General features: G+C 60.2%; 11 protein-coding genes. 8 read left to right on the forward strand and 3 right to left on the reverse strand.

Annotated features, from left to right (window positions below; all coding sequences use genetic code 11):
* Positions 1-16 precede the first annotated feature (16 nt).
* The 7 genes from gpr to DWV57_RS03945 all read left to right on the forward strand — a co-directional run bounded on the left by gpr (position 17) and on the right by DWV57_RS03945 (position 7,114).
* On the forward strand, positions 17-802 hold the full coding sequence (gpr, locus tag DWV57_RS03915; RefSeq protein ID WP_005943552.1) for a GPR endopeptidase: 786 nt from the start codon (positions 17-19) through the stop codon (positions 800-802).
* A 29-nt stretch (positions 803-831) separates the two neighbouring features.
* A complete protein-coding gene (locus DWV57_RS03920) occupies positions 832-1,968 on the forward strand; it encodes a stage II sporulation protein P (protein WP_120020015.1) in 1,137 nt (378 codons plus the stop codon).
* Positions 1,969-2,303: 335 nt separating this feature from the next.
* A complete protein-coding gene (gene asnS, locus DWV57_RS03925) occupies positions 2,304-3,692 on the forward strand; it encodes an asparagine--tRNA ligase (protein ID WP_120020016.1) in 1,389 nt (462 codons plus the stop codon).
* 317 nt (positions 3,693-4,009) lie between these two features.
* Positions 4,010-5,053, forward strand: coding sequence for an A/G-specific adenine glycosylase (locus tag DWV57_RS03930; protein WP_120020017.1), 1,044 nt, complete (start codon positions 4,010-4,012; stop codon positions 5,051-5,053).
* A 123-nt stretch (positions 5,054-5,176) separates the two neighbouring features.
* Positions 5,177-5,380 carry a hypothetical protein gene (locus tag DWV57_RS03935; RefSeq protein ID WP_044953882.1) on the forward strand — a complete coding sequence of 68 codons (204 nt, stop codon included), beginning with the start codon at positions 5,177-5,179 and terminating at the stop codon, positions 5,378-5,380.
* A gap of 89 nt (positions 5,381-5,469) precedes the next feature.
* Positions 5,470-6,774: a M23 family metallopeptidase gene (locus tag DWV57_RS03940; RefSeq protein WP_120020018.1), complete on the forward strand. Its 1,305-nt coding sequence runs from the start codon at positions 5,470-5,472 to the stop codon at positions 6,772-6,774.
* 82 nt (positions 6,775-6,856) lie between these two features.
* Entirely contained in the window at positions 6,857-7,114 is a 258-nt protein-coding gene (locus DWV57_RS03945) for a hypothetical protein (protein ID WP_120020019.1), read from the forward strand.
* A 91-nt stretch (positions 7,115-7,205) separates the two neighbouring features.
* Here DWV57_RS03945 and DWV57_RS03950 read toward each other — a convergent pair whose 3' ends face one another.
* From DWV57_RS03950 to DWV57_RS03960, 3 genes are all read right to left on the reverse strand, one after another.
* The gene (locus DWV57_RS03950) at positions 7,206-8,189 is read right to left on the reverse strand and encodes an aldo/keto reductase (protein WP_120020020.1); all 984 of its coding nucleotides are present in this window, start codon (positions 8,187-8,189) and stop codon (positions 7,206-7,208) included.
* A 141-nt stretch (positions 8,190-8,330) separates the two neighbouring features.
* Positions 8,331-9,935, reverse strand: coding sequence for a peptide chain release factor 3 (locus tag DWV57_RS03955; protein ID WP_005943533.1), 1,605 nt, complete (start codon positions 9,933-9,935; stop codon positions 8,331-8,333).
* A gap of 281 nt (positions 9,936-10,216) precedes the next feature.
* Positions 10,217-11,083 (reverse strand): GNAT family N-acetyltransferase, encoded by an 867-nt coding sequence (locus DWV57_RS03960; protein WP_120020021.1) that lies wholly within the window; start codon positions 11,081-11,083, stop codon positions 10,217-10,219.
* Positions 11,084-11,277: 194 nt separating this feature from the next.
* Here DWV57_RS03960 and DWV57_RS03965 point away from each other — a divergent pair, with 194 nt between their 5' ends.
* The gene (locus DWV57_RS03965; protein WP_120020022.1) at positions 11,278-12,669 is read left to right on the forward strand and encodes a trypsin-like peptidase domain-containing protein; all 1,392 of its coding nucleotides are present in this window, start codon (positions 11,278-11,280) and stop codon (positions 12,667-12,669) included.
* Positions 12,670-12,701 lie beyond the last annotated feature (32 nt).

Raw genomic sequence — 12,701 nt, forward strand, 5'->3', positions numbered from 1 at the left:
CAGGAGGAGCAGAAAAATGCGTTTTACCGATATGGCAGACGAGATGTTTGGCGCGGCACAGGGGGCGCTGCCTGCCGGGGTAAGGCTTGCCACAGCAAAGCGCGGCGGGGTCACAATAACGCGGGTGGAGATCGCGCGCGAAGGGCTGGCGAAGCCCCGCGGACGGTATGTCACGCTGGAAATGCCCAGCGTCAGCGTGCTGGACGAGCGGGACGCTGCGGTGATCGAGACCTGTGCGGCAGAACTGCGCGCCCTGCTGCCGCCGGAAGGGCCGGTGCTGGTGCTGGGCATCGGAAACCGGCGGGTCACGGCGGATGCCCTCGGCCCGCGCACGGCGCAGAAGATTTTAGTCACCATGGGGCCGCAGCACACGCTGCCGGTAAAAGGCATCCGGCCGGTGGCCGCCATTGCGCCGGGGGTGTCGGCCTCCACCGGGCTGACTCTGCGCCAGCTGGCCGGGGCCATGGTGGAAGCGGTGCGGCCGGCGGCCCTGATCTGCGTGGACAGCCTTTGCAGTGCCGAGGGCGCGCGGCTGGGCCGCAGCGTGCAGTTCTCCGACACCGGGCTGTACCCGGCGCAGGCGGATCATGCAAAGCATCTGGACGCGGCAGCGCTGGGCGTGCCGGTGATCGCGGCGGGCATCCCCACCTTGATGGATTCGGACGAAGGAGCAGATCTTGTGGTCACGCCCCGGGCGCTGGACAGCGTGATCGCCCACGGCTCGGCTCTGCTGGCCGGTGCCATCAATCGGGCCTTGCAGCCAAGGCTCAGCGTGGCGCAGCTGTTCTGGCTGGCGGGGTAACACCGGTGGGCCGGAAGGGAGGTTATTTTATGCGCAGCAAAGCACTGCCGCCCGCCCGGGCGCAGGGGCATATCGTGCCGTTTCTGGAAGCGGCTGCTCTGTTTGCCGCACTGTGCATCTTTGCCCGCACGGCGGCACTGATGCTGGCTGCGGCCATTACTGCACCGCTGCCAATGGCCGAAACTCTTTTCTGGCTGGGGCGGCAGTCCGCACAGGAGCAGCCCGCATCATCTGTGCAGGTGGAAGCCGCACCGGACAGCACACCGGAAGCGGCATCCTCTCTGCCGCAGGCCGTGCAGGCGCTGACCGGGAACATTGAGGACTACCTTGTGCCGCTGCTGGGCGAGGAAGCCCGCCCGGCGGATGCGGGTACTGTCATTGAAAAAAATTATCCGCAGGGCAGCGGCGAAAAGTACATTCCCTGCGGGGCGGGCAGCATCAAAAACAATACCCGGCAGACGGCGGCAGACATTGCGGCGGAGATCGAGAATCCGCTGCCCTTTGCCATTGAGCCGAACAGTCCCGACCCGCAGGTGCTGGTGATGCACACTCACGCCACCGAGGACTACCGCCTTTCGGCCGGGCTGTGGTTTGCCCCCGGCGATGGTGCCCGCAGCACCGACTGCAGCGTGAACATGTGCGCGGTGGGCCGTGTGGTGGCCGATACCCTCAATGCGGCAGGCATCAACACCCTGCACGACGAGACCCTGAACGACTACCCAAGCTACACCGGCAGCTATGCCAACAGCCGGGCCGTGGTGCAGCAGTATCTGGCCCGGTATCCCAGCATCAAGGTGGTGCTGGATGTCCACCGGGATGCCATCGAGACGGAAAGCGGCAGCCGCTATGCCCCGGTGTGCACGGTGGACGGACGGCAGGCCGCACAGGTCATGATCATCTGCGGGTGCGACAACGGCACCACCGTTCAGCTGCCGGGCTGGCGGCAGAATCTGCGCTTTGCCGCTGCGTGGGAGCGCAGCATGGAAGGAATGTACCCCGGTTTTACCCGGCCGGTGCTGTTCAGCTACCGGTTCTACAATCAGGATCTGACCACCGGCAGCCTGCTCATTGAGATCGGCGGGCACGGCAATAACCTGAACGAGGCTCTTTATGCCGGGCAGCTGGCGGCAAAGGGCCTTGCTGCCGCATTGCTGGGCGGTGCTTGACAAAACGCCGCCAAAGTGCTATTTTTTAAAGGTCAAATGCAAAGATCGGGAAAAGTAGCGCGGGCCGTCCGGCCCAGAGAGTGCGGCACAGCTGAGAGCCGCGCCCGCACGCCGCGTGAACGAACACCCGGGAGCAGCAAACTGAACATGGCAGCTGCCATTAGTAGGTGCGCCGCAGGCCCTGCGTTACAGGGGCAGCGCTTTTATTGAGCGCGTGAGCGACCGGACACTTCCGGTAATTCAGGTGGCACCGCGGACATTACAAGACAGCTTGTTCGCCCTGAACTTTCAGGGAGAACAAAGCTGTCTTTTTTATGTTATAAAGGAGAACTATCATGGAACGTACCGAGATCGTTTCGCTGTTCAAAAACACCCCCGCCGACGGCACCGAGATCACCGTCTGCGGCTGGGCAAAGAACATCCGCGACTCCAAGAACATCGGCTTCATCGCCCTGTCGGACGGCGGCTGCTTCAAGACCCTGCAGGTCGTGCTGGAAGCAGGCAAGCTGGCCAACTACGATGAGGTGATCCACACCGGTCTGTACAGCAGCCTGCGCGTCAAGGGCAAGCTGGTGCTCACCCCGCAGGCAAAGCAGCCCTTTGAGCTGAATGCCGACAGTGTGGAGATCCTGGGCGACTGCCCGGCGGACGAGTATCCGCTGCAGAAAAAGAAGATGAGCATGGAATATCTGCGCACCATGCCCACCCTGCGCCCCCGCACCAACACCTTCAACGCCGCTTTCCGCGTGCGCAGCGCCGCTGCCTACGCCATCCACAAGTTCTTCCAGGAGAACGGCTTCGTTTACTCTCACTCTCCGCTGCTCACCTCTTCCGACTGTGAGGGCGCCGGTGAAATGTTCCGCGTGACCACCCTCGACCTTGAGAATGTGCCCAAGAACGAGGACGGCACCGTGGATTACACCCAGGACTTTTTCGAGAAGCCGGTCAACCTGACCGTTTCCGGCCAGCTGGAAGCCGAGGCCATGGCTATGGCATTCGGCAAGGTGTACACCTTCGGCCCCACCTTCCGTGCCGAGAAGAGCTTTACCACCCGTCACGCCGCCGAGTTCTGGATGATCGAGCCGGAGATGGCATTCTGCGATCTGTCCGGCTACATGGACACCGCCGAGGCCATGACCAAGTACGTCATCCGCTACGTGCTGGACAACTGCCCGGATGAAATGGCCTTCTTCAACCAGTTCATCGACAAGGGCCTCATCGAGCGTCTGGAGCTGGTGGCAAACAGCGAGTTTGGCCGCATCAGCTACACCGAGGCCATCGAGATCCTGAAGAAGAACAACAAGAAGTTCCAGTTCCCTGTGGAGTGGGGCGTGGACATCCAGACCGAGCACGAGCGCTACCTGACCGAGGTGGTGTTCAAAAAGCCTGTGTTCGTCACCGACTACCCGAAGGAGATCAAGAGCTTCTACATGAAGCAGAACCCGGACGGCAAGACCGTGGCAGCCGCAGATATGCTGGTGCCCGGCATCGGCGAGCTGATCGGCGGCAGCCAGCGTGAAGAGAACTACGACAAGCTGGTGGCCCGCATGGACGAGCTGGGCATGGACAAGACCAACTACGACTGGTACCTGAATCTGCGCAAGTTCGGTGGCGTGGAGCACGCCGGATACGGCTTGGGCTTCGAGCGCATGATCATGTACCTCACGGGCATCCAGAACATCCGTGACGTGCTGCCCTTCCCCCGCACTGCATACGGATTCTGAGTATGACGATTTGAATGCCCTCCGCTTGCGCTTTGGGCATATTCAGCGGAATGAATTTTTAATATTCGTGTTTGTCGCGGCCTGCGGGCCGCTCCAAACACATTTTCACGCAAGGGGCCGTATCCGGAAACTGCTGCTTTAAAATGATACAGCTGTTGACCGCAGCGGCCTTACCTGTGAAAGTGCGATCCCGGAAAGTCCGCAGACTTTCCGGGATCGCTTTCTATAAAAATTTTACCGCTATGATTGCCAGAGCAAAGCGGAGGCAATTCTAAATCGGCAAGATGTCTGACTTTTCAACAAGGAGCACAAAACAAGTGGAAAACATTTCCTCTGCCCTGCTGGACTGGTTTTACAAAAACCACCGCATCCTGCCCTTCCGCACCGACCCCAGCCCCTACCATGTGTGGCTCAGCGAGATCATGCTGCAGCAGACCCGGGTCTCGGCGGCACTGCCCTACTACGAACGCTTTCTCGCCGCCCTGCCGGACATTCCGGCCCTTGCCGCCTGCGAAGAGGAAAAGCTGCACAAGCTCTGGGAGGGTCTTGGCTACTACAGCCGGGTGCGCAACCTGCAAAAGGCTGCACGCATCGTCTGCGAGCAGTACGGCGGACAGCTGCCCGCCGACTACGATGCCCTGCGGGCGCTGCCCGGCATCGGGGACTACACCGCTGGGGCCATTGCGTCCATCAGCTTCGGCATCCCGGTGCCCGCCGTGGACGGCAATGTGCTGCGGGTGTTCTCCCGTTTGTACAACGACCCCGCTGCCGTCACGGAACCGGCCGTGAAAAAAGCGTTCACCGCCCGCGTGATGGAGCACCAGCCGCCGGATGCGCCCGGCGACTACAATCAGGCCCTTATGGAGCTGGGAGCGCTGGTCTGCGTGCCGAACGGTGCGCCCCTGTGCGAAAAATGCCCGCTCGCCCACCTGTGCGCCGCCCGTGCTGCGGGCACTGCATTGGAGCTGCCCCGCAAAGCAGCGCCCAAGCCCCGCAGACTGCAGCCTGTGACGCTGGCCCTGCTGGAAAGCCCGGCAGGCTTCCTTTTGCAGCAGCGGCCCCAAAAGGGCCTGCTTGCCGGGCTGTGGCAGCCGGTACTGTGGGAGGGTGAAGCCCTTGCCGCCGGAGAGGTCCTTGCCCGCCTGCAGGCCATGGGGATGGATACCGGCACCGCCGCGCCGGAAGCGCTGCCCGCTGCAAAGCACATCTTCAGCCACATCGAGTGGCATATGAACGGCATCCTGCTGCATGTGCCCGCCCAAGATGCTCCGGCAGGCTGCGTGTGGGCAAGCCGGAAAGCCCTGCAGGCCGAGTATACGCTGCCCGGTGCATTCAAGGCATACAGGAAGCTTATCATATGAAATTTTGGCCTTTTTGACCGGAACAGTTGTAATTTTTGACAGGAACGGGTATAATAAAAGCCAACAAGCACTGGAATGAAAGCTGAAACATCGTTTCAACGAAAAAAGGAGTGTATTGAACCTATGAAGAAATCTTGTCTGGTCGCTGTGATCACTGTTCTGGCCGCTGTTGCCGGTGCCCTTGCTGCTGTTGCTGTTTACCTGCACCGCCGTGAGAAGGAGCTGGACGAGTACGAGCGTCTGCTGTTCGGCGAGGACGATGCTGCAACGGTAGAGCCGGAGGCTGCTGCCGAAGAGGCTGCCCCTGCAGAGGATGCTGCAGAATAAAAAACACGAACCGTAAACCTTCGGGCGCACCGGCAGTCTGCAAAAGGCTGTGCCGGTGCGCCCTTTTTGCTACATAGAAGGAGTGTATCATGAAGCGTTTTCTGCTCTGGCTCGTGGGTGTTGTGCTGGGCGTAGGCATCTTTCTGGGCGCGGTGATGGGCGTGAGCTATGCCTTTACCACCGAGGGCGGCTGCCCGGACAGCACCGCGCAGTTTGGCACCGAAGCGCTGGAATCCAACGGCTGGTGCTGGCAGGTGCCGCTCATCGGCGGAAAGCTCGATAAGGTGTTTGCCAGCCCCGCCACCCTCACAGTGCAGAAGCTGGGCACGCTGTACACGGCCCACCCGGCCATCACCCTGCCGGACTGGGCCAGCTACACCACCCTGACCATCCGGACGGCTTCCGGCGAGACGGTGTTCACGGGCACAGCCAGTGAATACGAGAGCTTTCTGTTCCCAGCCAACGGCGAATATAAGGCAGAGCTATCGGTCTGGCGGGTGCCGGAGGGCGGCATGGCCACCCAATTTGAGGGCGGCAGCACCGGCTCAGTGCGCAAAAATCTGGGGCTGGAAAAGCCCGCAAAGCCCACCGGCTGGTATCGTTATGCCTTCCGGTTCACCCTGCAGGCCAGCGCGGAGGTGGAACTTTCCGCCGAGCGGGTGGAGCAAGGCGGCATTGTGGGCCTGCGCATCTCCGGCATGACCGGCGATGCAGCACCCACTGTGGAGACCGACCTTGGCAATGTGCAGTGCGTGCGTGCAGCCGATGGCTGGCGGGCCTACATCCCGGCGGCATACAACGCTTCCTCCGGCGGGCATGAGGTGAACATTACCGTGAACGGCGAGACCATCACCCGCAGCATCATCGTGCTGCCCAAGGATTTTGGCACGGTGGACGTGGAGCCGGAACCGGATGCATCGGATGCGGCAAACACCCAGTTCCGCAATGCAGTCTGGGGCCTGTACGAAGCGCCCGCGCGGGAAAAAATGTGGCAGGGCGGCTTTGTGAACCCGGTGGAAAGCTACACCACCCTTGTGGATTACGGTCAGGTCAGGGTGGTCAACGGCCAGCAGGGCAGCCGCTCCAACTCCACAAAGCTCTACACCATTCCCGGCGAGCCCTGCCGCGCCCCGGCAAACGGCGTGGTGGTGCTGGCCGCAGAGCTGGCCCTTACCGGCAACACGGTGGTCATCGACCATGGCTGCGGGATGCGCAGCTACCTGTACGGGCTGCAGACTCTTTCCGTCTCCGCCGGGCAGAGCGTGGAAAAGGGGCAGGCTGTGGGTGTGCTGGGCGAAGAACTGACCATGGACTTCAAGCTTGGCAGCAAGAGCGTGAATCCGTGGATGCTGTTCCAGACCTCCGGCGGGCTGTTCTGGAAGGAGAACGGGTAAAGATAAAGCAGAATTTTGAAGTCGCACTGCTACGTTGATTCATCAAATAACCGTTGTTCATTTTTTGCATAGGAGGTTTACCATGCTAGAGCAATTCTTCAAGTCACGGGTGGCAACTGTTTCGGATTCAACTTATTACCATCGTATTACAGATGCTTTGACAGCAGCTGGAATCAAATGCTATTGCAAAACCAAAGATGCTAATCAGCGAAGTGTTTTTGACGCGACACGGATGCGGGCTCAAATTGGGACTTTTGGAATAAAGCCCCGGTATATTACAGAGATTTTTGTAGATAAAGAAAACGCAGAGCTCGCTTCTCATATCATTCATACTCTGTAAAATTCCAGTTTGCAAACCTGCTATCAATATCAAAGGCCGGAGCCGTCAGCATTACCTGTCGGCTCCGGCCTTTTTCGGAGCTTTTAAAACCTCAGGAGATGGCATCCACATCCCACTTCATGCGGACGGCATCGGCACCGTCCAGTTTGATGTTCAGCGCACCAGCGTTGTCCATCACCTGCTGCGGGGTGCGGGCACCGCACAGCACATGCAGGCCGGGGATCATGCGGGCGGTCAGGGCGATCACCAGCTGTGCCAGAGAGCAGTCGTATTTCTCGGTCAGGTCGCCCCACTTTGCCAGCATATCCAGCGCCTGTGCCCGGCGGGCGGGCTGGAAGCTGGGGTTGGAGTTGCGGGTGCTGCCCTCGGGGTAGGTGGTTTCCATAGTCACCTTGCCGGTCAGCAGGCCCTGCTCCAGCGGGGAGTAGGCCTGCACGGATACGCCCAGCTCCTTGCAGGTAGGCAGCAGCTGCTTTTCCACACGGCGGGTGAGCAGGCTGTACTTTTCCTGAATGACGTCCAGCTGGCCGTACTTGCAGTAGCCGCGGATGATGTCTGCGGTGACATTGGAAGCACCGATGGCACGGATCTTGCCCTGCTCCTTCAGCTTCATCATGGCTTCCACCGTCTCTTCCAGCGGGTAGATGCCGAAATCGGGGGTCTGCCAGTGGGTGTACAGCACATCCAGATGATCGGTGTGCAGGCGGCGCAGGCTGTCCTCCACATCCTCGATGATGCTCTTTGCAGAAAGGTCGCGGTAAACGGTGGCGCCGTCCACGACCTTGTGCAGCACCGGTGTTTCATGCCGCCACTCCAGACCGCACTTGGTGGAAAGCACCACCTTGTCGCGGTCGATGTGCTTCATGGCTTCGCCCACCACGGTCTCGCTGTGGTACAGGCCGTAGATGGGCGCGGTGTCGATCCACTGGATGCCCTGCTCCACAGCAGTCTGGATGGCCTTGACTGAAAGGCTGTCGTCGTTATCGCCCCACCATGCACCGCCACCGATGGCCCAGGTGCCCATGCCGAGAAATGGCACCTGAATGCCGCTTTTGCCAATATTGATGTTTTGCATATATTTTCCCTCCATGCCAGCAGTGTTCCCCGCAATGGGAAGCAATCATACAAGCGCTGGCATTCTTTGTTGTATGCTTCAGACTTTATGAAAAAAGAGCCGCAGCTGCGGGACATTCCCGCACCGCAGCTCTCTTTCAACTCAGATATTACCGAACTCGCTCAGTTTCAGCGTTTCGTTGTGGGTCTCAGCCCAGCGCACCGCCCAGTCGGAGGTGAACAGCAGCAGGCGGTTGCCCTTCATATCCTCCACAGCCTTGGTGTCGCTGGTCAGGTCCAGATCCCGCAGGTTGTAGGTGTCGGGGTCGTTCTGCACCCAGCGCAGCTGTTCAAAGGGCAGCTGCTGCATCCGGATCTCCACGTTGTACTCGGTGTTCAGGCGGTACTCCAGCACTTCCAGCTGCAGCACGCCGACCACGCCGACCACCACTTCTTCCATGCCGCCGCCCACTTCGCGGAAGATCTGGATGGCACCCTCCTGCGCGATCTGCTCCATGCCCTTCACGAACTGCTTGCGCTTCATGGTGTCCTTCTGCTCAATGCGGGCAAAGTGCTCCGGCGAGAAGGTGGGGATGCCTGCGAACTGAACCTTCTTTTTGCCGGTGCACAAGGTGTCGCCGATGGAGAAGATGCCCGGGTCGAACAGGCCGATGATGTCGCCGGCGTAGGCCTCGTCCACGATGGCGCGGTCCTGCGCCATCAGCTGGGTGCCGGTGGCCAGCTTGATGTTCTTGCCCTCCTGCACATGGAAGGCCTCCATGCCGCGCTCGAACTTGCCGGAGCAGATGCGCATAAAGGCGATGCGGTCGCGGTGGGCCTTGTTCATGTTGGCCTGAATTTTAAAGATGAAGGCAGAGAACTCGTCGCGGCAGGGGTCCACGGTCTCGCCGGTCAGGCTGTCCACGCGGGCCAGCGGGGTGGGGGTGAGCCGCAGGAAGTTCTCCAGAAAAGGCTCCACGCCAAAGTTGGTCAGGGCAGAACCAAAGAACACGGGGCTCAGCTCGCCGCGCAGCACTTTGTCGAGGTCAAATTCCTCGGCGGCACCGTCCAACAGCTCGATCTCATCCACCAGCTGCTGGTGCAGATACGGGGTGAGCAGCTCGTCCAGTGCGGGATCGCCCAGCTCGGCCTCGGTCTCATCCACCTTCTTCACGCCGTTGGCGCGGCCGTCGCTGGAAAATGCCAGCACCTTGCGGGTGTTGCGGTCGAACACGCCCTTGAACTCCTTGCCGCAGCCGATGGGCCAGTTCATGGGGTAGGTCTTGATGCCCAAAATCTCCTCGATGTTCTCCATCAGCTCAAAGGGGTCGCGGGCTTCGCGGTCCATCTTGTTGATGAAGGTGAAGATGGGGATGTGGCGCAGGGTGCACACCTTGAACAGCTTGATGGTCTGGGCCTCAACGCCCTTTGCAGCGTCGATGACCATGACGGCAGAGTCTGCCGCCATCAGGGTGCGGTAGGTGTCCTCCGAGAAGTCCTGATGGCCCGGGGTGTCCAGAATGTTCACGCACTTGCCCGCGTAGTTGAACTGCAGGACAGAAGAGGTGACGGAAATACCGCGCTGCTTCTCAATGTCCATCCAGTCGGACACGGCGTGCTTTGCGCTCTGCTTGCCCTTGACGGAGCCTGCCTGATTGATGGCTCCGCCGTACAGCAGCAGCTTTTCGGTCAGAGTGGTCTTACCGGCGTCGGGATGGCTGATGATCGCAAACGTCCGGCGGCGCTCGATTTCTTCACGATTTGTCATAAACTGTAGATCTCCTGATAAACCTGCTGTGGAGCAGGAAGTGGATTTTTGCATTCAGTATGTCCGGTTGGACTTTGCCGGGCTCGCCCTCTCAGGCGCTAACGCGCCAGCTCCCCCAAAGTGGGAGCCCTTGGCAGTCCACGCAAAGTGCATCTTTTTGCCAAGGCCTCTCCCTTTGGGAGAGGTGGATTTGCGAAGCAAAGACGGAGAGGGCGAGGCCGTCTTTTTACACATACGTACCCTATTTTATCCGAAAACGCTCCATAATGCAAGTGTTTTCGTTATTTTTTCAGGATGATGCAAGGCAGAGGGGCGGTTTCGGCCCAGTTGGCAAAATCACACACCAGAACGGTAAAACTTTTGAGCGGAAGTGCCCGGAGATATTCCAGCACCGTCTGCTTTTCATCCGTGCCGTTGACCTGCCCGCTGTAGAGGATGGCGCTCACCACGCCGCCGGGGCGCACGGCTTCCAAAGCCGCCTGCAGGGCGGGGATGCTGCTCTGCGCGGTGGAGAACACTGCGTGGTCGGCCCCGGGCAGCCAGCCAAAGTTGAACATCACCGCATCTGCCGTGCCGGGCTGCACAATCTGTAAAAGGTCTGCGTGGCTTTGGCAGTGCAGCTCATACCGGGCGGCAGGCACGCCCAGCTGTTCCAGATGCTTCCGGGTGGATGCAATGGCAGCTTCCTGCACGTCAAAGCCGACTACCTTTCCTTCCGGCGCGGTGATACCACACAGGAAGGCCGTGTCGCCGCCGTTGCCGCAGGTAGCATCGATGCAAAGACGCGGCTGTGCCAGCCGGGCGGCCAGAAAGTCCTGCACGAACTTGACGGCGGTCAGGTCCGGCGTGCGGCGGCGCACCAGCTGCCTGCCTTCTGCTGCAAAGCCGAACTTTGCCCAGAACGCAAGCTCTGCGGCATCGGCGGGCAGCGGGGTGGTAAATACGGTAGCCTTTTCGCGGTCGTATCCGGCGTAGGCGCGCAAGACTTCTTTTAATAGATAGGAGCCGTAGCCTTTGCGCCGCCACTGCGGTTCGATGCCAAACGCGGTGATGGCAGCCCCCTTCGGGGCGGGCGTGAGCGCGCAGAAGCCGATCTGTGTTTTTTCCTTATAGAGGGCAAAGCCCTCGTCTGTGCGGTGCAGTTCCATGGTGTGTTCCTCCTGAATTTACACTTTTACAATAGCAAGCGCAAAGGCCGCTGTCAAGGGCGGAAAGCGCGTCTTTATTTCACAGTTTCTTCACGGCGCGCGCGATTGATTTTCACAATTGATGGTTACAATAGGAGCAGTTCAACGGAACAGGGCTCCTGTGGACGTATCCCTTACGGAAAGGAAGTATCAGCATGGACAATGAGAACAAATGGGAATATGATTATTCCTCTCAGGATAAAAACGAAAGCGGAGATACCGGTTATCCCAATGTGGGCAGTAGCGGCATGAACACCGCCAACCAGTACAACGACCCGCAGCCGGAACCGGAGACCGCTTACACCGCTCCGCAGACAGACAACGGCGCAGGTGGTGCAACGCCGCCGGTACATCCGGTACAGCCGCAGGACGCGCAGCCCCCTAAAAAGAAGAAAAAGTTCAATGGCAAGCGCGTTGCACGCAGCGCTGTGGCGCTGGTGCTGGCCGCAGCCATGGGCTTTGCGGGCGGCTTTGTGGGGGCAAAGTTTGGCGGCAGCGGCAAGGTGGTCATTCAGCAGGTGGCACCTTCCTCTACGGCCGACAGTGCACCCGGCTCGGATAGTTCCATCACCGCAGCATCCAGCAGCGGCAGCAGCCTGACCACGGAACAGGTGGCTGATCTGGTCAGCCCCAGCGTGGTGGTCATCACTACGGAGCAGGTGGTCTACTCTCAGTGGTCGTGGTACGGCCAGAATCAGGTGGAGAGCGGTGCCGGCAGCGGCGTAATCATCAGCTCGGACGGCTACATCCTCACCTGTGCACATGTGGTGGACGGCGCTTCCACCATCACCGTTACCATTGGTGACAAGGACTACACCGCCACCCTTGTGGGCGAAGATACCACCAGCGATATCGCGGTCATCAAGATCGATGCTGACGGCCTGACCCCCGCCACCGTGGGCAACAGCGACAGCCTGAAGGTGGGCCAGAGCGTGATGGCTGTGGGCAACCCGCTGGGTGAGCTGGGCGGCACCGTGACCGGCGGCATGATCAGCGCTTTGAACCGCAGCGTCACCATTCAGGGCAGCAGCTCTGTGAACACCATGTCCCTGATCCAGATGGATGCTTCGGTCAGCCCCGGCAACTCCGGCGGCGGCCTGTTCAATATGAACGGTGAGCTGGTCGGCATTGTGAATGCAAAATCCTCTTCCAGCGATGCAGAGGGTCTGGGCTTTGCCATCCCCATCAACGATGCCATCAAGGTGGCACAGGAACTGCTGGAGAACGGCTATGTGACCGGACGGCCTTATTTGGGCATCACCTATCTGGCCGTGACCGACGCACAGACTGCTTCTCAACTGGGCGTGAATGCCTACGGCGTTTACGTTGTGGAGGTGGTCAAGGGCGGCCCTGCCGAAAAGGCAGGCCTGCAGGCCGGTGACCGCATCGTGAGCGTGGACGGCACCGAGATCGCCTCCAAGGACGACCTTGGCACTCTGATGCAGAAGCACGCAGCAGGCGATACGCTTTCCATCACCATTGCACGCGACGGCCAGATGCAGACGGTCAATGTGACACTGAGCGAAAAGACGGCTTCCAACAGCTGAGCAAAATAGAAAATAGGAGCGGATGAGAGTTT

The organism is Faecalibacterium sp. AF10-46 (genome assembly GCF_003604105.1).
GTDB classification, from domain to species: Bacteria; Bacillota; Clostridia; order Oscillospirales; family Ruminococcaceae; genus Faecalibacterium; species Faecalibacterium taiwanense.